This is a genomic window from Nocardia canadensis (assembly GCF_032656385.1).
Taxonomy (GTDB): Bacteria; Actinomycetota; Actinomycetes; order Mycobacteriales; family Mycobacteriaceae; genus Nocardia; species Nocardia canadensis.
Genome location: NZ_JAVCWB010000002.1, coordinates 837,958 through 859,551 on the forward strand (window position 1 = coordinate 837,958; position 21,594 = coordinate 859,551).

General features: G+C 67.4%; 25 protein-coding genes. 15 read left to right on the forward strand and 10 right to left on the reverse strand.

The annotated features are described in order from the left end of the window. Nucleotides 1-33: 33 nt before the first annotated feature. From rplM to Q7X29_RS07020, 4 genes are all read left to right on the forward strand, one after another. The gene (gene rplM, locus Q7X29_RS07005) at nucleotides 34-477 is read left to right on the forward strand and encodes a 50S ribosomal protein L13 (protein ID WP_022567307.1); all 444 of its coding nucleotides are present in this window, start codon (nucleotides 34-36) and stop codon (nucleotides 475-477) included. Next, a complete protein-coding gene (gene rpsI / locus Q7X29_RS07010) occupies nucleotides 474-989 on the forward strand; it encodes a 30S ribosomal protein S9 (RefSeq protein WP_308248438.1) in 516 nt (171 codons plus the stop codon). The genes rplM and rpsI overlap by 4 nt, the downstream gene beginning before the upstream one ends. A 164-nt stretch (nucleotides 990-1,153) precedes the next feature. Continuing rightward, nucleotides 1,154-2,491 (forward strand): phosphoglucosamine mutase, encoded by a 1,338-nt coding sequence (glmM, locus tag Q7X29_RS07015; RefSeq protein ID WP_218717727.1) that lies wholly within the window; start codon nucleotides 1,154-1,156, stop codon nucleotides 2,489-2,491. A 131-nt stretch (nucleotides 2,492-2,622) separates the two neighbouring features. Next, nucleotides 2,623-2,991, forward strand: coding sequence for a hypothetical protein (locus Q7X29_RS07020; protein WP_316573580.1), 369 nt, complete (start codon nucleotides 2,623-2,625; stop codon nucleotides 2,989-2,991). On the opposite strand, the gene Q7X29_RS07025 is transcribed toward Q7X29_RS07020, so the two are convergent. Next, nucleotides 2,992-3,423, reverse strand: a complete 432-nt coding sequence (locus Q7X29_RS07025; RefSeq protein WP_218717729.1) for a hypothetical protein — start codon at nucleotides 3,421-3,423, stop codon at nucleotides 2,992-2,994. 8 nt (nucleotides 3,424-3,431) lie between these two features. After that, complete coding sequence (locus Q7X29_RS07030) at nucleotides 3,432-5,072, reverse strand: ABC-F family ATP-binding cassette domain-containing protein (protein WP_316573581.1); 1,641 nt, start codon at nucleotides 5,070-5,072, stop codon at nucleotides 3,432-3,434. 146 nt (nucleotides 5,073-5,218) lie between these two features. On the opposite strand from Q7X29_RS07030, the gene Q7X29_RS07035 reads away from it, so the two are divergent. From Q7X29_RS07035 to Q7X29_RS07060, 6 genes are all read left to right on the forward strand, one after another. Beyond that, complete coding sequence (locus Q7X29_RS07035; RefSeq protein ID WP_316573582.1) at nucleotides 5,219-5,410, forward strand: PspC domain-containing protein; 192 nt, start codon at nucleotides 5,219-5,221, stop codon at nucleotides 5,408-5,410. Nucleotides 5,411-5,504: 94 nt separating this feature from the next. Further along, nucleotides 5,505-5,813 carry a DUF6802 family protein gene (locus tag Q7X29_RS07040; protein WP_218717732.1) on the forward strand — a complete coding sequence of 103 codons (309 nt, stop codon included), beginning with the start codon at nucleotides 5,505-5,507 and terminating at the stop codon, nucleotides 5,811-5,813. Between the two features lie 101 nt (nucleotides 5,814-5,914). Then, complete coding sequence (locus Q7X29_RS07045) at nucleotides 5,915-6,247, forward strand: hypothetical protein (RefSeq protein WP_316573583.1); 333 nt, start codon at nucleotides 5,915-5,917, stop codon at nucleotides 6,245-6,247. A 9-nt stretch (nucleotides 6,248-6,256) separates the two neighbouring features. Beyond that, nucleotides 6,257-8,008, forward strand: a complete 1,752-nt coding sequence (locus Q7X29_RS07050; RefSeq protein WP_316573584.1) for a hypothetical protein — start codon at nucleotides 6,257-6,259, stop codon at nucleotides 8,006-8,008. A 50-nt stretch (nucleotides 8,009-8,058) separates the two neighbouring features. Further along, nucleotides 8,059-8,487 carry a hypothetical protein gene (locus Q7X29_RS07055; protein WP_316573585.1) on the forward strand — a complete coding sequence of 143 codons (429 nt, stop codon included), beginning with the start codon at nucleotides 8,059-8,061 and terminating at the stop codon, nucleotides 8,485-8,487. Nucleotides 8,488-8,675: 188 nt separating this feature from the next. After that, nucleotides 8,676-9,014 carry a PIN domain-containing protein gene (locus tag Q7X29_RS07060; RefSeq protein ID WP_316573586.1) on the forward strand — a complete coding sequence of 113 codons (339 nt, stop codon included), beginning with the start codon at nucleotides 8,676-8,678 and terminating at the stop codon, nucleotides 9,012-9,014. 68 nt (nucleotides 9,015-9,082) lie between these two features. Here the strand turns inward: Q7X29_RS07060 and Q7X29_RS07065 are convergent, their stop codons facing one another. From Q7X29_RS07065 to Q7X29_RS07090, 6 genes are all read right to left on the reverse strand, one after another. Beyond that, entirely contained in the window at nucleotides 9,083-10,783 is a 1,701-nt protein-coding gene (locus Q7X29_RS07065; protein WP_316573587.1) for a serine/threonine-protein kinase, read from the reverse strand. A 70-nt stretch (nucleotides 10,784-10,853) separates the two neighbouring features. After that, nucleotides 10,854-12,779 (reverse strand): hypothetical protein, encoded by a 1,926-nt coding sequence (locus Q7X29_RS07070; protein ID WP_316573588.1) that lies wholly within the window; start codon nucleotides 12,777-12,779, stop codon nucleotides 10,854-10,856. A 3-nt stretch (nucleotides 12,780-12,782) separates the two neighbouring features. Then, on the reverse strand, nucleotides 12,783-13,121 hold the full coding sequence (locus Q7X29_RS07075; protein WP_218717738.1) for a hypothetical protein: 339 nt from the start codon (nucleotides 13,119-13,121) through the stop codon (nucleotides 12,783-12,785). Nucleotides 13,122-13,141: 20 nt separating this feature from the next. After that, nucleotides 13,142-13,483, reverse strand: coding sequence for a hypothetical protein (locus Q7X29_RS07080; protein ID WP_218717739.1), 342 nt, complete (start codon nucleotides 13,481-13,483; stop codon nucleotides 13,142-13,144). Beyond that, complete coding sequence (locus tag Q7X29_RS07085) at nucleotides 13,480-14,058, reverse strand: hypothetical protein (protein WP_316573589.1); 579 nt, start codon at nucleotides 14,056-14,058, stop codon at nucleotides 13,480-13,482. Before Q7X29_RS07085 ends, Q7X29_RS07080 begins: the two co-directional genes overlap by 4 nt. Before the next feature lie 184 nt (nucleotides 14,059-14,242). Continuing rightward, nucleotides 14,243-14,692 carry a hypothetical protein gene (locus Q7X29_RS07090; RefSeq protein ID WP_218717741.1) on the reverse strand — a complete coding sequence of 150 codons (450 nt, stop codon included), beginning with the start codon at nucleotides 14,690-14,692 and terminating at the stop codon, nucleotides 14,243-14,245. A 72-nt stretch (nucleotides 14,693-14,764) separates the two neighbouring features. On the opposite strand from Q7X29_RS07090, the gene Q7X29_RS07095 reads away from it, so the two are divergent. From Q7X29_RS07095 to Q7X29_RS07105, 3 genes are read left to right on the forward strand one after another with little or no spacing between them, the layout of a single operon-like run. Continuing rightward, nucleotides 14,765-15,340, forward strand: coding sequence for a YbaB/EbfC family nucleoid-associated protein (locus tag Q7X29_RS07095; RefSeq protein WP_316573590.1), 576 nt, complete (start codon nucleotides 14,765-14,767; stop codon nucleotides 15,338-15,340). Then, nucleotides 15,328-15,687, forward strand: a complete 360-nt coding sequence (locus Q7X29_RS07100; protein WP_316573591.1) for a hypothetical protein — start codon at nucleotides 15,328-15,330, stop codon at nucleotides 15,685-15,687. Before Q7X29_RS07095 ends, Q7X29_RS07100 begins: the two co-directional genes overlap by 13 nt. 2 nt (nucleotides 15,688-15,689) lie before the next feature. Then, on the forward strand, nucleotides 15,690-16,568 hold the full coding sequence (locus Q7X29_RS07105; RefSeq protein ID WP_316573592.1) for a hypothetical protein: 879 nt from the start codon (nucleotides 15,690-15,692) through the stop codon (nucleotides 16,566-16,568). Nucleotides 16,569-16,615: 47 nt separating this feature from the next. Here the strand turns inward: Q7X29_RS07105 and Q7X29_RS07110 are convergent, their stop codons facing one another. Further along, nucleotides 16,616-17,473: an alpha/beta hydrolase gene (locus Q7X29_RS07110; protein WP_218717745.1), complete on the reverse strand. Its 858-nt coding sequence runs from the start codon at nucleotides 17,471-17,473 to the stop codon at nucleotides 16,616-16,618. 36 nt (nucleotides 17,474-17,509) lie between these two features. On the opposite strand from Q7X29_RS07110, the gene glmS reads away from it, so the two are divergent. Further along, nucleotides 17,510-19,390 carry a glutamine--fructose-6-phosphate transaminase (isomerizing) gene (gene glmS / locus Q7X29_RS07115; RefSeq protein WP_218717746.1) on the forward strand — a complete coding sequence of 627 codons (1,881 nt, stop codon included), beginning with the start codon at nucleotides 17,510-17,512 and terminating at the stop codon, nucleotides 19,388-19,390. Between the two features lie 254 nt (nucleotides 19,391-19,644). Here glmS and Q7X29_RS07120 read toward each other — a convergent pair whose 3' ends face one another. Beyond that, nucleotides 19,645-20,070, reverse strand: coding sequence for a cupredoxin domain-containing protein (locus tag Q7X29_RS07120; RefSeq protein ID WP_218717747.1), 426 nt, complete (start codon nucleotides 20,068-20,070; stop codon nucleotides 19,645-19,647). A 69-nt stretch (nucleotides 20,071-20,139) separates the two neighbouring features. Here Q7X29_RS07120 and Q7X29_RS07125 point away from each other — a divergent pair, with 69 nt between their 5' ends. Beyond that, nucleotides 20,140-21,579 (forward strand): NAD(P)H-hydrate dehydratase, encoded by a 1,440-nt coding sequence (locus Q7X29_RS07125; RefSeq protein WP_316573593.1) that lies wholly within the window; start codon nucleotides 20,140-20,142, stop codon nucleotides 21,577-21,579. Nucleotides 21,580-21,594: the final 15 nt, after the last annotated feature.

Here is a 21,594-nt window from a genome sequence, read left to right on the forward strand (position 1 = left end):
GCCGGCAACACCGACGACAGACAGGGAACGACTGTGCCTACGTACAGCCCCAAGGCGGGTGACGTGACCCGTAAGTGGTACGTCATCGACGCCACTGACGTAGTCCTCGGCCGTCTTGCCGTGCAGGCCGCTGGCCTGCTGCGCGGCAAGGGCAAGCCGACCTACGCCCCGCACGTCGATGGTGGCGACTTCGTCATCATCATCAACGCGGACAAGGTTGCCATCTCCGGCAACAAGAAGCAGGACAAGCTCATCCACCACCACAGCGGACACCCGGGCGGCCTCAAGTCGCGCACTGTCGGCGAGGTGTTGGCGACCCGTCCCGATCGTCTCGTGGAGAAGGCCGTCAAGGGCATGATCCCGAAGAACAAGCTGGGTAACGCGATCGCGGGCAAGCTGAAGGTCTACGCAGGCCCGAACCACCCCCACGCCGCGCAGCAGCCGGTTCCGTTCGAGATCAAGCAGGTGGCCCAGTGACCGCTCCTGAAGAGTTCAACGAAGAGTACGACGTGGTCGACGAGACCGTGGTCGAGGTTGTCGAAGACGGCGAAGGCTACGAAGCCGAGTACGTCGAAGAGGCCACCTACGCCCCGATCGTGATCGATCGCCCGGTGCAGACCGTCGGCCGCCGTAAGGAAGCCGTCGTTCGCGTGCGCCTGGTTCCCGGCTCGGGCAACTTCGTGCTCAACGGCCGCACCATCGAGGACTACTTCCCGAACAAGGTGCACCAGCAGCTCGTGAAGTCCCCGCTGGTCACCGTCGAGCGTGTCGAGAGCTTCGACATCTTCGCTCGCCTGGTCGGTGGCGGCCCGTCGGGTCAGGCAGGCGCTCTGCGTCTGGCCATCGCCCGCGCGCTGATCGAGGTCACCCCCGAGGATCGCCCCGCGCTCAAGCGTGCCGGCTTCCTGACTCGTGACCCGCGTGCCACCGAGCGTAAGAAGTACGGTCTGAAGAAGGCCCGTAAGGCGCCTCAGTACTCGAAGCGCTGATTTACGCACTGCCGGCCACCGTCCCGCGCATACGCTAGGTATGCTGCCCGCGAGAGCGGGGAGGGGCTCGGTCGGTGGAGCACGTGTGCGAGAGCAGGCTTCCAGCACGGCTGGTCGCCTGCTCTCGTGCTGTATTCGGGGACCTACTACCAGTAGAGGGTTTTATGGGACGGCTGTTCGGCACAGACGGTGTTCGCGGGCTCGCCAACGAGTCACTGAGCCCGGAACTGGCGATGCGCGTCGCGGGTGCGGCCGCGCAGGTGCTCTCGCGCGGCAAGAAGCGCGCGGTCGCGGTGCTCGGCCGGGATCCGCGGGCCAGCGGCGAGATGCTCGAGGCCGCGGTGACCGCGGGCCTGACCTCCGTCGGTGTCGATGTCCTCTCGGTGGGTGTGCTGCCCACGCCGGCCGTGGCGTACCTGACCGGCCTCTACGACGCGTGCTTCGGCGTGATGATCTCCGCCTCGCACAATCCCATGCCCGACAACGGCATCAAGATCTTCGCGGCGGGCGGGCACAAGCTCGACGACGCCGTGGAACAGCGGATCGAAGCGCTGATCACCGAGGGTGTCACGGTGCGTCCGACCGGTGCGGGCATCGGCCGCGTGCGCGGCGACTACACCGTCGAGGGCACCCACGAACGCTATGTCGAGCACCTGCTCGAGTCCACCGGCCAGGACCTGTCCGGCCTGACCGTCGTCGTCGACTGCGCGCACGGCGCGGCCTCGGAGGTGGCGCCGCAGGTGTACCGGGAGGCGGGCGCGACGGTGATCGCGATCAACGCCGAACCCGACGGCCTCAACATCAACGACGGCTGCGGCTCGACCCACCTGGACGCGGTTCGCGCCGCCGTCCTCGCCCACGGCGCCGACCTGGGCATCGCCCTCGACGGCGACGCCGACCGGTGCCTGGCGGTGGACGCCGCGGGCGAGATCGTCGACGGTGACGCGATCATGGCCGTGCTGGCGCTGGCGATGCGGGAGTCGGGCGAGCTCGTCGCCGACACCCTGGTCGCGACCGTGATGAGCAACCTCGGCCTGCACATCGCCATGCGCGCCGCCGGGATCACCGTGCTCACGGCCGCCGTCGGTGACCGCTACGTGCTCGAAGAGCTGCGTCGCGGCGGGTTCAGCCTCGGTGGCGAGCAGTCCGGGCACGTCGTGTTCCCGCGCTACGGCACCACCGGTGACGGCGTGCTCACCGGCCTGCGGCTGATGGCGCGGATGGCCCAGACCGGGCGTCCGCTGAGCGAGCTGGCCGCGGTGATGAGCACCGTGCCGCAGGTGCTGGTGAACGTGCCGGTCAGCGACAAGGCCGCGGTCGCCGCCGCTCCCGAGGTGCGGGACGCGGTCGCCGAGGCCGAGCGGATTCTCGGCGAGTCCGGCCGGGTGCTGTTGCGGCCCAGTGGAACCGAGCAGCTGGTGCGGGTGATGGTCGAGGCCACCGACCCGGCGCAGGCGCGTCAGCTCGCCGACGATCTGGCCAAACGGGTCGCGGCAGTCTGACTCCACCTGGCGGGTCGCGCCCGGCCCATCTACTATCGGCATACGCCGTAGGACCTGTGTGCCGGTGGCGCGTGTGCTGCTCGGCGCACCGGATAGTTTGGCGCGCAGCACGATTCGAAGGGGGCCGATTCATGCCGCCGCTGTCTGCCCGGAACTACCGCGACGACCGCTACCCGGTCGACTACGGCGAGCCCGATCCCTACCACCGCTGCGGTGGCGCGTGCGGCCGGCCGGGGTGCCGGGATGTGCCGCAGGGGTATTCGCACACCGTCCCGATCCGCGACGAGGGCTACGGTCAGCCGGTCGAGCACTACGAGCCGGTCGGCGAACCGTCGCGCGGGTATTCCTTCCCCGTGCCACGGGTGCCGCGCTCCCGGTCGTTCGTCGTCGTCGTGGCGATCCTGTTCGTGACCGGTCTCGCCGGACTGATCGGCGCGAAACTCGGGTCCGACATCGACCTGTTCGGTGCTGCGGAAGCGGCCGTGGTGCAGTCGTTCTGATCAGAACTGGCCGACGGCGAATCCGCTGAACAGCACCAGGAACCCGACGATCTCGCCCACCATCAGCCCGTACATCGACAGCCGCAGTTCGGCGGGGATCCGCCCGGCGAACTGGTTGGTCGTGTCGCGCCGCCACCCGTGCAGCGCGTAACTGGCGATCGCACCGGCGAAGAACGCGAGAATCACCAGGTCCGCACTCAGGTTGACCACCGTCGGCCACGCGCTGAGCTCGGTGAACACCGCGAGCAGCACGCCTGCGAAGGAATACAGCAGCGCCGCGCGATGCGCGATGTCGACGTAGACGTGCGCCGCGCCCGCGGCCGAGGTACGGATGCCGTGGTACTTCCACACCCCGAGCAGCAGGGCGCTCAGGAAGATCAGCCCGGTGACGAGCAGCGTGACGCGGGTGTCGATCCCCAGTGCGATGTCCATGGCACGTCCTAACCCTCGGTGAGCGACCCGCTCGTCATGTGCCAACGGCGGGTCGCACGAACAGAATCCAGCATCCGGCGATCATGCGTCACCAGAATCAGCGTGCCGGTGAAGGATTCGACGGCCTGCTCGAGCTGTTCGATGGCGGGCAGGTCGAGGTGGTTGGTCGGCTCGTCCAGGACCAGCAGGTTCACCCCGCGCGCCTGCAGCAGCGCCAGCGCGGCGCGGGTGCGCTCGCCGGGCGACAGGGTGTCACAGGCCCTGGTCACGTGTGGACCGCGCAGGCCGAATTTCGCCAGCAGCGTGCGCACGTCGGCATCGGGCCACTCGGGCATCGCGGCGCTGAAGGTGTCGGCCAGGGCGTCGGGTCCGCGGAACAGCCCGCGAGCCTGATCGACCTCGCCGATCAGCACACCGGAACCCAGTGCGGCCGAACCGGAATCGGGCGCGATCTTACCCAGCAGCAAACCGAGCAGGGTGGACTTGCCCGAACCGTTGGCGCCGGTCAGCACGATCCGGTCGGCCCAGTCGATCTGTGTGGTGATCGGCCCGAGGACGAAATCGCCGCGCCGCACGACGGCGTTCGCCGCGGTCGCCACCACCGCGCCGCTGCGGGGCGCGGTCGCGATCTCCATCCGCAGCTCCCACTCCTTGCGCGGCTCCTCGACCACGTCCAGCCGCTCGATCCGGCGCTGGGTCTGCCGGGCCTTGGCGGCCTGCTTCTCGGTGGACTCGGCGCGGGTCTTGCGGCCCATCTTGTCCGAGTCGTTCTTGCCCTTGCGCCGCGCATTGCGCACGCCGTGCTCGAGCCAGTTGCGCTGCATCTGCGCCCGCGCCTCCAAACCAGCCTTGGTGTCGGCGAATTCGTCGTAGGCCTCGCGGGCGTGTTTGCGGGCGATCTCCCGCTCGGCCAGGTACGCCTCGTACCCGCCGTCGTAGAGCCCGACCTGCTGCTGGGCCAGATCCAGCTCCAACACCCGATTCACGGTGCGCGCCAAGAACTCCCGATCATGGCTGATCACCATCAAGGGCACCCGGACACCTGTGACGAAGCGCTCCAGCCGGTCCAGGCCGTCGAGGTCCAGATCGTTGGTCGGCTCGTCGAGCAGCAGAATGTCGAAGCGCGACAACAACACCGAAGCCAGCCCCGCGCGGGCGGCCTGACCGCCGGACAGTCCCGTCATCGGGGTATCCAAGCCGCTGACCAGTCCGTGGGTGAGCCCGAGATCGGCGGCCACCTCCTCGGCGCGCTGGTCCAGATCCGCGCCGCCGAGTGCCAGCCAGTGCTCGAGAGCGGGCGAATAATCGTCGTCCCCGCCGTCACCGAGCCGTTCCGCCGCGGCGTCCATCACCTGCTGCGCGTGCGCGACCCCGGTCCGGCGGGCCAGGAACTCGAGGACCGTCTCGCCCTCGATCCGCTCCGGCTCCTGCGTCAGATACCCGACCGTCGCGTCCGGCGGGCTGAGCGTGATGCTGCCCTCGCCGGCCGCCCCGTCGGCCAGCATCCGCAGCAGCGTCGACTTGCCCGCGCCGTTGACCCCGACCAGCCCGATCACATCGCCGGGCGCAAGGGTGAAATCGAGGTCGGCGAACAGCGTCCGCTCGGCGTGGCCGGCGGACAGACCGGTGGCTTGCAATGTCGTGCTCACCGCCTAAGTCTGCCCGCCTCGGGGTCGGACCCTGAGATCGGGCCCGCCGGAAATCAGGGTGCGGATGGGTCTGCCGACCGATGCGGGCCGGGGTCCCGGCTCGGCACAGTGGAGTCATCACCACTTCCCGAGGAAGGCAACACACAATGACTGCCCCCGTCCGCCGCTTCACCCGTTCGACCAGCGACACATGGATCGCAGGCGTCTGCGGTGGCATCGCCGAGTACTTCGGCTGGAACGCCAACGTCGTCCGTCTGGTCTTCGTCGTCTCCTGCCTGCTGCCCGGCCCCCAGTTCCTCCTCTACCTGGTCCTGTGGCTGATCATGCCCAAGAAGTAAGGCCCGACCGCTCCGGCAACCGCTCGCGGATGACAGGATGGTGGCAACCCCGCCGCGCCGTCATCCGCGAGTTTTCCGTTTGAGGAGGAGTCCCATGGTCACCTCGGGCGACATCCCCGGCCTCGGCCTACCCGACATCGACGCCCATTCCCCCCTGGGCGGCCTCGGCCCGGTCGAGCTCCACACCCCGTCCCAAGACCTGGACGGCGACGGAGTAGTCGACTCCCTGACCGACGCCACCCCCCACGACACCACCATCTGGTCCGACTACGACCACGACGGTTTCGCCGATCACGTGACGGTGGTCGAGGCGGATGGGGATTACGCGGCGTGGGAGTACCACCGACATCCCGACGGGACATCGGAGTGGCGCAGGACCGACCAGGGGAACCTGGGGAAGTGAGTGAACTCGGCCCGCCGGTGAGGGAACCGGTGGGCCGGTTCGCGCGTCGAAATAGGTAGTGCGCCGCCGTGGCGTGTTCGAACTCGGCTGAAGGTGGGGGAATGGGCGACACAGTTTCGGGCGGACTCGTGGTGAACCAGGCCGCGATGACGCAGACGGTCAACAGCTTGAAGGACACGGTGTCGACCACCCGTACCTCGGCGAAGCAGGTCGCGACGTCGGAGTGGGTCGCAGCCGATGCCGGACGTGCCTATACCGGGAGCGGGCAGAAGATCGATGCCGCGTTGGATCGGGTCGTCAGCTGGGCCAAGGTCTGGACGAGTGCGTCCGAGGGGCTCGCTGATGCGATCGGCAAGGCGGCCATCGAGTACACGGATGTCGACACGAAGACCGCCCGTGGACTCGACGGTGCCGCGCCGGCGCCCGCGAAGTGAGGCGGGTCGATGACCAAGTCAATGAATGATCTCCTCGACGAGGGCGCTCCCGGTCTGCAGTACTTCGAACAGCTGGGCCCGCGCTATGTCGCGGCCTTCGGCGGGAGTTTCAATTTCTACGAGTTCGTGCGGCCGTACGACAACGAGCGCGAAATGAACATCACCAAGCTCGAAGCCGCCGCCAGTGCGCTCCGGCAGCTGTTGACGACGGCTGATTCCAAGATCACCGCACAACAGTCGGCCGCCCAGTCGATGCAGACAGGCTGGCAGGGTGCGGCCGCTGAAGCCGCCGCGGGTCAGCTGAGCCGGATCGCGACGATGGCGGGCGAGGACCGTGACGCGGTACGGAAGTTCGAAGCAGCGCTGACCAAGGCGGCGGCGGAGATCCCCGGTCTCGTTAAAGCCAAGGCGGACACGGTCTTGAAGTTGACCGACGGCGCGGTCGAGTTGTATGTCGGGGGAAAGACCAAGAAGATGCCGACAGTCGGCGGATTGGATCCGACCGCCATCGACAGGGTTATCCGGGGCGCCGAGACCGGGCACGCCCTCGACAACGACTTGGACACCATGACAGGGCACCGCAATTCGGCAGGTGCGGAGGATGTGCCGAACAGCGCCAAGGAGATCAAGAACAGGACCTCAGCGGAATACAAGGACGCGATCAAGGCGATCTGCAAGCGGTGGCTGTCGGTGGTCTTCATGCCTGATTACAACGGCAAGGTGCAGATCTTCAACGATCAGTGCACTACGACGAAGATGGCTATCGAAACACTCTTCAACGCCGCCGAGACCGCTGCCGCAGGCGTCGTCGAACGAAGCTACCCGTCCGTGTCCGGAACCGGTACCGCACCAGTCGAAACCAAACAGCAGCCGCAGGGCGACCAGCCGAAGACAACGGGGGACCAGACGACCACGGCGGGCACCCAAGCTGGCGATCAGACGACATCGAACGGTGGTCAGACGACGGCCGCCGGTACCCAGTCCGGCGATACGACCACCACCGGGTCGACTGTCAAAACGACCACTGGGACAAAAGACACCAGCACCACAGACGATGACACGACGGACGACGACGACTCGGACACCAGCGAGGCGCTCAGCACTCTGACCTCGACGATCAGCGAGCTCGGCACCACCCTCTCGGAGTCATTGACCGGCGATCTCGGCGACACGCTCACCTCCGCGATCGAATCGGTGGGAACGTCCATCAGCGATGGCATCGAGCAGATGACAGAACAAGCGAGCAGCTTGCTGTCCGGCGGGACCGAGGCCTCGTTCCAGCTCGGTGACACCAAGGTGAGCATCGAAGCGGGCGAGAACGGGCTGTCGCTGACGACGACCGATGCCAACGGCGGGTCGACGCAATACAAGCTGACGTTGGACGAGAACGGGATTCCGGTCCTGACGCAGGATTCGACGTCAGCCGATGGCACGACCACCGGACAAACGGGCGTACTCGGCTCGGGCACACCGCAATCCGGAACAGGTGAAGGCGAAGCCGGTCTCGCTGATGCGGGTACCGGAGGCCGTGGTGGCGCGGATGCGACCACATCCGAGACTCCCGATCTGACGAACGCCCCGGTCACCAGCGAGATCGGTTCGGGCGAACAGTCTTCGGGTTCCGTCGCTGGTGGTGTGCCCGTCGGTCCCCGGTCGACCAAGCAGGAGACCGACGGTGAGCACGTGCCGAGCGTCGAGGATCACCCGGTGAGCGACCCGGGCGACAGCGGCGCGGTTCTCGCCGAGGCAGGGCCGCTGTGACCGCGGTGAGCGCTGCCGGTTCGCCATCGATTCCGGGAGAATGATCGACTGTGGACTACGCGGCAGAGATCGAGCAGATCGCGGCGGACGCGCGTCGGCGTTCGGCGATCTTGATGGACGAGATCGACGAGATCAACCGTCAGACCTCGCTCCGTGCAGAACAGTTCGCGGTCGACGCCGCCCAGCGGCTACGCGAGCTGGCCGATGCGGAGCCGGAAGCGGAGGTTGCGGAATCCGCTGAACCGCAACCGGTCCAGCCCGAACCGGTGTACGAGCCTGCCCGCGCTGCCGCACCCCCGGTGCTCGCGACCTTCGTCCCCGACCCGTCGATGACTCCCGAGCAGCAGCGGCAGGCCGAGATCCGGGCAGCGGTCGCGCGGGCTCGGGCAGCGCGGGAAGCTCGGTCGACGGTGGCGCCGTCCGACGGCGACTACGATTCCGAATCCGAGTACTACCGTCGCTCTACTTGGCTGGACTGACGAGGTCTGATCGGACAACCTAGGCGCATTCGGGGTGCGCCGAAGACTGGGAGGAATCCGGGTCAGGCCGCACTGAACCCGATATCGGCAGGAAGAATGTACGGATCTGTACGGTTTTCGGTAGCTTTGCCTGCGTCATCGTCCATCCGGACGAGTACCCCGAGACCGACCGTCGGCGCGGTCGCGCGATGAATGAAGCCATCCGCCTGCTGACATCGGCGGCGACACCCGACCCCGAGTTCGGCGACGACCTCGAGGCCGTGCGTAGCACGGAACTGCGGTCCCGACGTGAGGCGTTCGTGGAAATGGCGACCGCCGCGTTTCCGCCACAGCCGTTCGACATGCTCGCGGCCCGAATTCGTGCGGGTGTGTGGGCCGATCTAGCGCGGCGGGGCCAGGAGATCGGTGCCCATGACGTCCTGGTCGCCGCTACCGCGATGAGCATCGGCTGGCAAGTCGCTACGGCGAACGTCCGCCACTTCGAACGCATTCCAGGACTCGAGGTTCGAGCGGTCCGTCTCAGCTGAAGACGCGACCGAGTCGATCGCGTGGAGATCGGTTCCGGCCAACCGGACCGGATTGCGCAGTGCGCGGTTCAGTCTGCGTTGCGCCGGGTCGTCAGGCGAATCGCGAGAGCCACGAAGACGACGGCCACCGAGAGGGCACTCCACATCAGCAGCGACGGCTCGTTCTGCGTGTACATGATCGGAACGGCGGCGGTGAGTGCCGCGGATCCGCCGGCCAGTGTCCAGGTGACCGGTGCTTGCTGCGGGCCGGTGCGGAGTGCGGGGGGTTGCGCGATCAGCAGGATCAGCGCCAGCAGCGCGAGTGGTGGGATCGTGAGTTGCAGGAGGTAGAGGTTCGGCCAGAGGCTCCACCACCCCTGATCCATCGTGAGATAGATCAGCTCGATGGCGCCGACCAGCGTGACGGGGACGGCGGCGAGAACCGCGGCCACGCCCGCATCGAGGGGCTTCGGTGCCCGCGTGCTGAAGATGACCGCCAGGGCGCTGCCCATTGTCGCGGCGGCTGATATCACTACGGCGGCGCTCACCGCGGCCCTCGGGAAGGAACCTTGTCCCAGTGCCAGGGCCAGCGGGCTGCCGATCGCGCAGATCGTGAGGCCGACGGCGAGTGCTGTTCGAGATCCGAGGAGATGGCCCCATCTGGCCGCCGACACCAACGGGACCAGCACGGCCAGCGCAAGGGCGGGCCCCACCATGACCTCCGGGTACCACCTCAACCAGTAGGCCAGTCCGCGGGTGCTGAGCGCGAGAGCGAAGAACGCGCACCACAGCGTCAGCAACAGGGGACTTCGGCCCATCGGGCCCGGGTGCCGCGGTGGCACGCGCGCGGGTATCGCGGGCGGAGGAAAGTTGTGCGGCGGTGCGGCGATGGGCCGGGCATTCGCTGGTAGCGGTGGTCTCCCAGCGGGGGCGGCGAAGCCCGCCGGTGCGGCAGCGTGATTGCCCACCGCACGAGCGGCTGCCAGGGCGAACTCCGTGCAGGAAGCGAACCGGTGATTCGGATCCTTCGCCAATGCGCGTTGGATAACCAAGTCGAGCTCGGGCGCCGATCCCGGTCGTCGTTCGGACACCCGAGGTGCCGGCGCGGCCAGGTGGGCGCCGATCACCGCGGCCGGGTTCGTGGCGGTGAAAGGGGGTGTGCCGGTGAGGAAGGTGAATAGTGTGCAGGCCAGGGAATACTGGTCGCTGCGGTGATCCAGTATTCGGCCGGAAAGCTGTTCAGGAGACGCGTAGGCCAGCGTGGCGGTGAATGTGCCGGTCTGGGTAACGCCGTTGACATCGTCGCGGAGCCGCGCGATGCCGAAGTCCGCGAGGAGCACCCGTTCGGGTAGGTGCGGATCAGGACTGGACAGCAGGATGTTGGCGGGCTTCACGTCGCGATGCAGGATGCCGCGACCGTGGGCGAAGTCCAGCGCCGCGGCGATTTCGATGATGATGCGGATCGCCCGCGCCGGATCGACGCTGCCGAGGGTGCCGCCATCGCATCCGGGAACGTATTGCATGGCGATCCACAGATTCGGCCCTTCGATGCCGCGATCCTGCACGGCCACGATGTTCGGGTGATCGAGTCGTACCACCAGATCGGCTTCACGTTCGAATCGCTGCCGAATCTTATTGTCGCCCAGTAGATCTGCGTTGAGAATCTTGAGAGCTACCTGGCGCGGCAGTCGCGGATGCCGGGCGAGATACACCGTACCCATTCCGCCTCTGCCCAGGACCCGTTCAATCCCATAGCCGGCGAAGGTCTCCGAAATCCCCCTGGTGTCCACAGTTGTTCCTGCTCTTTCTGGCGTCGCGAGGTTCGGCGGATGCGTCCGGTGATCGGTTCCTCCGGGTGACTTACAGCGGGCCGGCCTCCGCCAGTTGTGCACCCGAATCGCCGGCCTGGGTATCGGGGACCGTAGGTGGTGGTTCGGCGGCGGGCTCGTCCTCGGCGGTCCAGGCCGGGGCGCCGTGGTAGCTACCCGGGTTGTGTTCGGCTTCCTGGCCTTTGGCGTTGAGCGAGCCAGTCGGATTCGGCGTCGCGCCGGACGATGTCCCGGCGTCTTCGAGGCCCGCGGGGCCTTGGCCGGAGGATGCCGAGGGCTCGCCGGTGCCGACAGAGCCCGTCGAGGCGGTGTCGCTCACCACGGGGATGCCGTTCTCGTTCAGGGTGAGGCCGTATTGATGGGAGGTGCCGGTGGAGTCGGTTGTGGTGAGTTGAAGCTGTCCATCCGTGCCGGTGTCCAAACTCAAAGTGGTTCCCGCAATATTGAATTCGGTCGAACCGGTGCTGCTGAACAGAGTGCTCAACTGCTCGATGCCGCTGGTGATCGATGTGCCGAGCGAGCTGAGGCCGGTGCCGATCGATTCGGCGATGGACTCGGCAGAGGTCGATGATCCCGAGGTCAGGCTCGACAGTTCGCTGACCACGGAGCTCAATGTCGACAGTCCACTCGAGACCGTGGAGAGCAGGCTGCTCAGGTCCGTGGTCGAGCTGTCGTCGTCATCGTCATCGTCATCTGTCGATGTCGGGTTCGTGATTCCGGCGGTGGTTGTCTTCGTCTCGTCCGTTGTCGTGCCGGTGGTGTCTCCGGTTGTCGTGCCGCCGGCGCCGGTCGAGGTGTCGGTTGTGGTGCCCGCCGGGTTGGTCGCCGGTGATGTGCCCGGTGACTGGGGATTCGGTTGCTCGGTGGTCGGAGCTGGTGGCGTGGACAGATGCTCGACATTGTTCAGTGCGTCGGTGACGACCTTCAGATATGCCTTGACCGCCGTGTCTGTTTCGGTGCACAGATTCGTGTAGGCCCTGAAGTATCCCTCGGCGCTCTCGCGAAAGTGTTTGCGCCATTGGTCGCAGAGTGCCTGGGCTTGATCATCGAAATAGGTGGGGTCCATCCCGGCTCTGTAGTCCGTGAGAACATCTGTGGTTCTGGCGACACCGAACACGCCACGGTCCATCAGTTCCTCGACACGAAATCGGACCTTATCGCCGATTCCTCGTCGTTCGGCATAGTTGAGGATCAACGACACATCATCGTCGCCTGACGACGCGTCGTCGCCGCCTTTGTCGTTGAAGGTTAGGCCGCCCCAACTTCCATTGGTCATGTCGACGCCATTGATTTTGGTGACTTCGTAGAGCTTGCCGAAGGCGTTGGCCTTTCGCTGTAGGCAGCTCTTGATCCCGTCGACGGCGGCTTCGAGAACAGTGGGCAGCTGGCCGATTTCCGTGGCTGCTTCGTCGGACCAGGAGTTCAGGTTGCTCAGCTTGACCTTCGCCGCGCTACCACTCGTGCCCTGCCATGCGCCGTCGAGGACCCGCACGGCCTGCTCCTGATCACTCTGCGCGGTCTCGATCTTGGGCATCGCGGCTGAAATGCGGCGAGCGGCTCCGACGAGATTGTTCAGCTTCATGTCCGCTTGCTTGAAGTACGCCTTGGCCATTGCGTCTTCGGAGTCCAGCGAGATGCCGGTGGCCGCGGGGGCCCCGGAGAGCTCGTACCGTTCCTGTACCAGATAGAACCACTTCAGGAACGGTTTGTAGACGTCACCGCCCATGCTTCCGTTCGAGGCCCAAGGTGTCGACCCGTACGACAGGATCTGGCTTGCGTCGAATGCCGTGTTGTACGTGCCGGAGTCGGCCGAGATCGTCTCGTCGACTTCGACGTCGCCTGCGGCATGATCGCCGTAGCCCGCCCACACGGCGGACCTGTCGGTTCCGGCCCCGTTGACGGTGACCCACGCGCCCGCATTGCCCGCACCCAAGCTGAGCTTGGAATCGTCCGACATGGCCTACTTCCCCCCGATGGTCAGATCGCCCTTGGTGTCGACCGAGACCGTATTGATCGCGGCGGAGAACTGCGCGTCGGTGTACTGCACGCTGTCGGCGCTATTGGTCAGCGCGTCGCCGAATGCGGTGCAGGCGCTCGACCAGTTCTTCACCGCGGTGGTGGTGTGCTCGAAGCCAGTGACGATAGCCGCCGCTTCGGCGGCGTACTCGGCGCCCAGGTCGTTCTTGTCGAACATGTTTCCCCAGGACCCGGCGACCGCCGACAGTTCTTGCGCGGCGCCACGCAGCTTGGCGCTCTGTGCGCGGACAGTGTCCGCGTTCATGTTCAACCAGTCACTCACCGGAAATCCCCTCCATACCGCTACACCAGCCACGAGTCACGGCCGAACCCATTGGCTCGTGCGTCGTCGACGTCGGTCCAATCCGACGGCTGCACATAGACTTCCCGGCTGTGGGCCGGTGATGCCGCTTGCTGTGCTCGCATTCGGTACTCGTACATCAGTCGGTCGCGTTCCTCGCGGGCTTCTCGCGCCGCGCGTTCCTCCGGCGTCTCGGCGCCGAACCCCATCGCGGCGACTCGCTCGCCGATCTGCTGGGTCGCCTCGTCGGCTTCGCGCTCGACCTGTTCGACCCGGCTTTCGACCTGATGGGTGGCGGCGATGTGGTCGTTGGTGATGCTGTCGATTCTGGCGAGCCAGTTCATCGCGGACCACCGCCCCATGGTGTCGACATGGCATGTTCCTCTTGTTCGTGCAGCCGGGTGAGGGCTCGATCGATCCAGTTCGTGAAGAGCGTGGTCAGGTCGGCGGCGCCGGCCCGACTCAGCCGTACGTGCTCGCGATTGCGCTGCATGAGATAGCGACCGTCGTCGGTGAAATCGAACCAGCGTGCGCTGGACCGGGGTTCGGGGCGATCGGTGATCGGGCCGGTGCGCAGTTGTGCCCAGGCGGAACCTTCGCGGGGGAAGGTGATCGCCGCGCGGCCCGCGATCGTGGACTGCTCGCCTGGAGTCCACTGAGTACGTGGACTCTCACGGATGCTCTGCCCGGTGATGGTGGTCGCCGTGATACTCGCCGCGAGTCCGTCACTTTGTGTCCACCTGCAGCCCAGCCACTTGCGAGAGCTACCCGGAGTATTCCAGTTGTTGTCCTCGCTCCCAGTCGATGTCGGAGCCACGGTCGCCTGGTCATCCGGGCTGTCGGATCCACGCCCGCTCACCGCCAGCATCCCCGCGACAGCCAAGCCGGCGACCAGCGTCGTTCTCCGACTCGCCTGCACAGGTTTCTCCTACCGATTCCGGCACCCCGGGACTCCCCGCCCGATGAGCAACGACCTTACCGGACCGTCCAGGCGGCACGAGGCTGCTCATTCGACGCCGAACCGCAGTTCCGGTAGATCATCGCGACGGATCCGTTCCTATGGGGATTGGACGCGGCACCGGCCCTGTCGGTTCCCTGTTCCGTCAACGAGTGTCGCGGCGACGTACCTGCACGACTCGTGGGGTGGCGGAGTCGTCGCGACCAGACCGGGGGTTCCAGATGTGGCGCGCGAGATCTGGGATCGTCGGTCGGCCTCCGTCGCTCGGGCGAATCTTGACCAGCCCGAAGATCAGGTCACCGACACTCGCGCGTGCCCATCGCGGTAGCAGTACCGAGTTGACGATGATGACTGTCGCGACAGGCAGGACCACGACCGCCAGCAAGAGGCCCTCCGGGCTCTCGGGAAGTGCGATCAGGGACAGGCACGAGCCGAAGAACGTTGCCAGCCACAAGCATCCGTCCACCGTGCTCGCCAGGGAAGCGCGCATCGAACGAGGCGAGGGGTACCTCGGATCTCCCGGCGCACCATGATATTTCGCGACCTGCCGCTGCGTGGTATCGGCGGTGCGGTGCTCGGTCTCACCCGTGTTCATCGCGCCATTCTCACACGGGTAGGGTCGCGCTCACCGGGTGGCGGGATTCAGGGTATGGGGAGGAAAATTCTCGTGGAGAACAGGCTGGACGAGTCGATCGATCACGCACGCCGGTTCGCCGAACAGCTCGAGAATACGGCGAAGAGGTATGACGAGTTGCAACGCTCGATGGTCGCGCTGGCCGTTACCGCGAGATCGACGGACGGCAGCGTCGAAGTGACCGTGGACAGCAACGGGGTGCCCAGCGCGATCACCCTGGCCGAATCCACTCGGGGAAGGGATCCCGTGGTGGTGTCGGCCGCCATCATGGAATGTATGCGGAGTGCGCAGGCGAAACTTCGCCGGCAGGTCACGAATCTCGTGAGCGACGTGGTCGGGAACGATGCGCCTGCTGTCGACATGATCAGTCGATACGAGCAACGGTTCCCTGATCCGGAGCCGATCGGTACGGCGGAACAGGACCTCGAGGCACCGAATTCCTTCGCACCGGAACATGCCTCGCGGCCACCAGCCGGGGAAATCGCCTATCCGCCGCCGCCGAGTCCCGCGCAGCAGTGGAGCCGAAAGCCGAACCGCGAAACGGTCGTCGCGCCGGATGAGCCCGACGAGGACGAGCGGTACTACAGCCGGAAGTCGTGGCTGGTCTGATCATGGGGAGTCCTGCTGATTTTTCGATTGATCCGGATGAAGTCCGCGCGCATGCGGCCAAGATGACGAACCTGATGTCGAAGATGACCGCGGCTTTGGAAGCCGCCACCTATCTCGGCTCCGCCGATGACGGGTTCGGTGAGATACCTCGACCGTTCGTCGAATGGATATACGACGACGATCACGAGACGGCGATCGCCGCGATTCGGAAGTTGGCCGAATCGGTGTCGGTACTGCCCGGCAAGCTCGAGACCGTGGCGTCGGCGGTCGAAGACGTGGACGGAAAGTTCCGTGCGAGCTTGGATGGACTGAAAGCTGGGATCGCTGCATCGAACGGGGGTCGGTAGCAGTGGTCGGTTTCGATGACCCGAAGGCGCCTGAGAACGGGCTGCTCGCGAGTGGTGTGGACTCCAACCAGGCGTATTACCAGGAGGATGTGTCACTTCTTTCCAACGTCGGTCTCAACGGTGACCAGAAGACAGGCACCCCTGGGATTCTGAAGGGCACGATCGCCGGCGACGCGTGGGATGTGTACGGCAACTTCGCGTCGGGGCAAGTCGACGCCGCCATGCTCGGCATGCTCGGATTGGCGGGCAGTGTAATGGAAGTCGCCTACAAGGTGTTGGATCCGTTTGCCTTCATCGGTAGTCAGGTCGCGAAATGGATACTCGACCACGTGGAGTTCATGCGGAAGGGCTTGGACGAGTTGGCCGGCAACCCGGACATCGTCGAGGCGTATGGAAAGTCTTGGACGAAGATCTCCACCGAATTGACGTCCGTTGCCGCCGACTGGAAGTCCAGCGTAGAGCAGGATATCGACGATTGGCAGGGTGCTTCCGGTCAGCAGTATCGGGTCAGTGCCTCCAGCCTCATCGATCAAATCGATGCCGCTAGTGGCATCGCGGCCACGATGGGCAAGTCGATGGAGTCGGTGTCGAAGGCGGTCGACGCTGTTCGCACTCTGGTCCGCGACCTGCTCGCCAACTTGGTCGGCGCGGCGATCGGCTGGACGATCGAACTCATAGCGACGAGCGGTGCGGCGGCCGCGCACGTGATTCCCGCCGCACTGCGCCGAATAGCCCGGGACAGTCTTTCCTACACAGACATGCTGAACGATCTGAAGAAGATCTTCACCGACATCAAGACTCTGATGGAGCCGATCGGCAAGGTCGGCGCGATCCTGACCGGTGGTTCCGGTCTCAATCAGGAGCAGCCGCAGTCCGCGTGATGTCGCACGACTCGAAGGTCGTCCGGTCGGATTCCCGCTGAGCTGGACTACTTCCGGATCAGCTTGGCGACTGTGCCGAGGGAGAGTTTGGGGGCTTCCTCCTCGACCACCGCGGTCGGGTCGACGACCTTGGTGTGGGGGAGGGCTGCTTCGGGGTCGGCGAAGGGGGCGTAGGTCTTGTCGCCGAGGAGGGTGGACAGGAGGTAGCCGGTGAGGAGGGCTCGGGTGGTCTTCTCGGTCTTGTGTTCGTAGCGGCCCGCGCCGAGGGCGGCGAAGAGGCGGCGGCCTTCGATGATGCCGTTGTGGGAGGCGCCGTCGATGGTGCGCAGGAGGGAGGGGCCGGCCCAGGCGGTGGCGAGGGCGCGGGCGTTGGAGTTGACCGAGTCGAGGTCGGTGGCGCCGGCCAGGATCAGGCCGGGCGTGTCGATATCGGGGGCGATGTTCTCCGCGGCCGGGGAGGTGGGGGCGGGGAACAGGGCGGCGACGGCGGCGACGCGGCGCTGGGCGGCCGCGATGACGGCCGCGCCCGCGCCCATGCCGTGGCCCGCCAAGGCGAGGCGGTCGGGGTGGACGCTGATGGTGCCGTCACCGAGGCGCACCTTGCTGACGATGTCGAGCGTGGTGAGCAGGTCGGTGCCGAGGTCCAGGTGTGACGGGATCGGGCCGCGTTCGGTGTCGGGCGCGGCGACGACGAAGCCCCACGAGGCGACGTGCTCGAGCAGGCTCTTGTAGTTCTCGGCGCTGGTCAGCCAGCCGTGCGCGAACGCGACGGCGGGCAGGCTCAGCCCGGATTCGGGGGTGTACACCACACCCGGCTGGCCCGCGATGCCCAGATTTCCGCGCAACACCCGGTGGGGGCCACGCGCGGACAGGGTGCTCAGGAGCGACTTCACAGACACCGACACGGCGAGAAGGGTATCCGATCAGTAGGGTGGGGGACCATGTGCGGAATCGTGGGCTACGTCGGGTACCGGGACGCGCTCGGCGTTGTCGTCGACGCGTTGCGACGCATGGAGTATCGCGGATACGACTCCGCGGGCGTCGCGATTCTCGACGGAAACGGGTCGATCGCGGTCGAACGCAAGGCGGGCAAGCTGGCCAACCTGGAGGCCGAGCTGGCCGAAGCCGGGGCCGAGCGGTTCGCGGGCACCAGCGGCATGGGCCACACCCGGTGGGCGACGCACGGCGCGCCGACCGACCGCAACGCGCATCCGCACCGGGACGCCTCCGGCAAGCTCGCCGTGGTCCACAACGGCATCATCGAGAACTTCGCGCCGCTGCGCCGCGAGCTGGAGAACGCGGGCATCGAGCTGCTCAGCGACACCGACACCGAGGTCGCGGTGCACCTGGTGGCGCGCGCCTACGCCGAGGGCCCCACCGCGGGCGATTTCACCGCCAGCGCGCTGGCCGTGCTGCAGCGCCTCGAGGGCGCGTTCACGCTGGTCTTCACCCATGCCGATCACCCGGGCACGATTGTTGCCGCCCGGCAGTCGACGCCGCTGGTCGTCGGGGTCGGGCAGGGCGAGATGTTCATCGCCTCCGATGTCACCGCGTTCATCGAGCACACCCGCGAGGCGGTCGAGCTCGGGCAGAACCAGGCCGTGGTGATCACCGCCGACAGCTACACCGTCACCGACTTCGCCGGCAACACCGAGGGCGTGACGACCAGGCCGTTCACCATCGACTGGGATCTGGCCGCCGCCGAGAAGGGCGGCCACGACTACTTCATGCTCAAGGAGATCGAGGAGCAGCCGACCGCGGTCGCCGACACCCTGATCGGGCATTTCGTCGTCGACGAGAACGGCGGCCGGATCGTCCTGGACGAGCAGCGCCTCGCCGATCAGGAACTGCGCGAGTTCGACAAGGTGTTCGTCGTCGCGTGTGGCAGCTCCTACCACGCGGGCCTGCTGGCCAAGTACGCGATCGAGCACTGGACCCGGGTGCCGGTGGAGGTCGAGCTGGCCAGTGAATTCCGCTATCGCGACCCGGTCCTGGACCGGTCGACGCTGGTGGTGGCGATCTCGCAGTCCGGCGAGACGGCCGACACGCTCGAGGCGGTGCGCCACGCCAAGGAGCAGAAGGCGCGCGTGCTCGCCATCTGCAACACCAACGGCGCGCAAATCCCGCGCGAGTCGGACGCGGTGATCTACACCAGGACCGGGCCGGAGATCGGTGTCGCCTCGACCAAGGCGTTCCTGGCGCAGGTGGCGGCCAACTACCTGGTCGGCCTGGCCCTGGCGCAGGCCCGTGGCGTGAAGTACCCCGACGAGGTCGCTCGCGAGTTCGCCGAGCTCGAGGCCATGCCGAAGCTGATCGCGCGGGTGCTCGAGACCGGTGCGCAGGTGCGGGCCATCGCGCGCGAACTGGCGCACGTGCCGACGGTGCTGTTCCTCGGCCGCCACGTCGGGTACCCGGTGGCGCTGGAGGGCGCGCTCAAGCTCAAGGAACTCGCGTACATGCACGCCGAGGGCTTCGCCGCCGGTGAGCTCAAGCACGGACCGATCGCGCTGATCGAGGACGGTCTGCCGGTCATCGTGGTGATGCCCTCGCCCAAGGGGCGCCCGGTGCTGCACTCGAAGCTGCTGAGCAATATCCGTGAGATCCAGGCGCGCGGCGCCCGGACCATCGTGATCGCCGAGGAGGGCGACGACACGGTGCGGCCGTTCGCCGACGACCTGATCGAGATCCCGGCCGCGCCGACGCTGTACCAGCCGCTGCTGTCGACGGTGCCGCTGCAGATCTTCGCCGCCGAGGTGGCGCAGGCGCGTGGCTACGACGTGGACAAGCCGCGCAACCTGGCCAAGTCGGTCACCGTCGAATAGATCGACTCCGCCCAACTCCGTCCCCGCACGCCCCGACCTCGGGGAAGGGCAGGCCGGCGAAGTCGACCTGAGCGCACCAGCGCTCCGACAACTCGGCCCCGTACGCCCGACCCCTGGGGAGGGCAGGCCGACGAAGTCGGCCGTCGGCGGCCGTCCCGCCGGTCAGGCGCCGTGGCGCACGCGACGAAGGAGCAAGCCACGGCGCCTGACCGGCGGGACACAGGGGGCCGCCGACCTCGAGCGCGCCAGCGCTCCTAAGACACCGTGATGGTCCCCCGCATGTCTGGGTGCAGACTGCACAGGTAACGGTAGGTGCCGGGCTGGGTGAAGGTGTAGGACCATTCGCCCTTGTCGATGATCGGGCTGTTGATGCCCATCGCCTTGTCGCCGATGCCCTGCACGTTGTGCGGGGCCTTGTCGGAGAACTTCCAGGTGACGGTCTCGCCGACCTTGATGGTGGCGTCGGCGGGGGAGTACTTCATCCCGGAGACGTCGACCGTGAGGTTGGTCGGCTTGTGCTCGGTCTGGGTGGTCGTGGTGGTGACCGGACGCGGCTTGCGGGTAGTGGTGGAGGCGGCGTTCCCGGAGTCGCCGGAACAACCGGCGATCAACAGGGTGGCGGCCACGACGAATCCGGCGACAACCCGGGTGGATGCGGCGCGGTGACGAACCATCGACATGGGTCTGGAGCGTAGTCTGCGAACGATCGCGGACCTGTCGTGGGCCGCGCGGGCGGCCGGGAGGCGACGATGACGGATCGGCGTGGCTACTTCACCGCCGACCAGGTCAGGGCGGCCGAGGCGGAGCTGTTCACCCGCGTGCCCGCGGGGATGCCGATGCGCCGGGCCGCGTACGGGCTGGCCAACGTGGTGGCCGACGAATTGCGTTCCCGGACCGGCGGTGTCGCGGGCCGGGCGGTGGGGCTGCTGGTCGGGTCGGGCGACAACGGTGGCGACGCGCTGTGGGCGGGGTCGATGCTGGCGCGGCGCGGCGTGGCGGTGCGCGCGGTGCTGCTGAGTCCCGAACGCGCGCATCCGGCGGGGTTGGCGGCGCTGCGGAAGGCCGGCGGGCGGGTGGTCGACCGGCTCGACGCGGTGGATCTGGTGATCGACGGGATCGTGGGGATCTCCGGCCGTGGACCCTTGCGCCCGGCGGCCGCGGAGCTGGTGGCGGCCGTGACGGTTCCGATCGTCGCGGTCGATCTGCCCAGCGGCGTCGACGTGGATACCGGCGCGGTCGACGGGCCCGCGGTCCGCGCCGAGGTGACGGTGGCGTTCGGGGCCTACAAGCCGGTGCACGCGCTGGCCGCGCCGTATTGCGGACGAATCGTGCTGGTGCCGATCGGTTTACAGCTGCCCGAACCCGACCTCGCCCAGCTCGCGGCCGCGGCGATCGGGGCGGACTGGCCGGTCCCCGGCGCGACGGACGACAAGTACAGCCAGGGCGTGGTGGGGGTGTGCGCGGGCAGCGCGAAGTATCCGGGAGCCGGGGTGCTGAGCACCGGCGCGGCGGTGGCGGCGACCTCGGGCCTGGTGCGCTACGTCGGCGACGACACCGAGGTGCTGGAGAAGTTCCCCGAAGTCATTGCCAGCCACACGATCTCGGGCACGGGGCGGGTCCAGGCGTGGGTGTTCGGTCCCGGCGCGGGGACCGACCTCGCGGCCAGGGACCGGCTCGCGCAGGTGCTGGCCACCGAGCTGCCGGTGCTCGTCGACGCCGACGGGCTCACCCTGCTCGCCGCCGAACCCGCCCTGGTGCGGGGCCGCACCGCACCGACGGTGCTGACGCCGCACGCGGGTGAGTTCGCCCGGCTCACCGGTGCCGAACCCGGTCCGGATCGGGTGGAGGCGGTGCGCGCGCTCGCCGACGAGTGGCAGGTGACCGTGCTGCTGAAGGGCCGCGCGACGATCATCGCGGCGCCGGGGGAGCCGACGCTGGTCAGCGATGCCGGTGGTTCGTGGGCCGCGACGGCGGGCTCGGGTGACGTGCTGTCCGGACTGCTCGGCGCGCTGCTGGCGGCGGGTCGCCCGCCCGCGTGGTCGGCCGCGGCCGCCGCTCGCGTGCACGCCTTGGCCGCCAACCTCGCCGCATACGACGGCGAGCCGGCGGCCGCGCCGATCTCCGCCTCGCCGCTGTTGCGGCACATCCGCCCGGCTATCCGCGTGCTGCGGGAACTCGCGGGCGAATGACCACACGACCCAGGC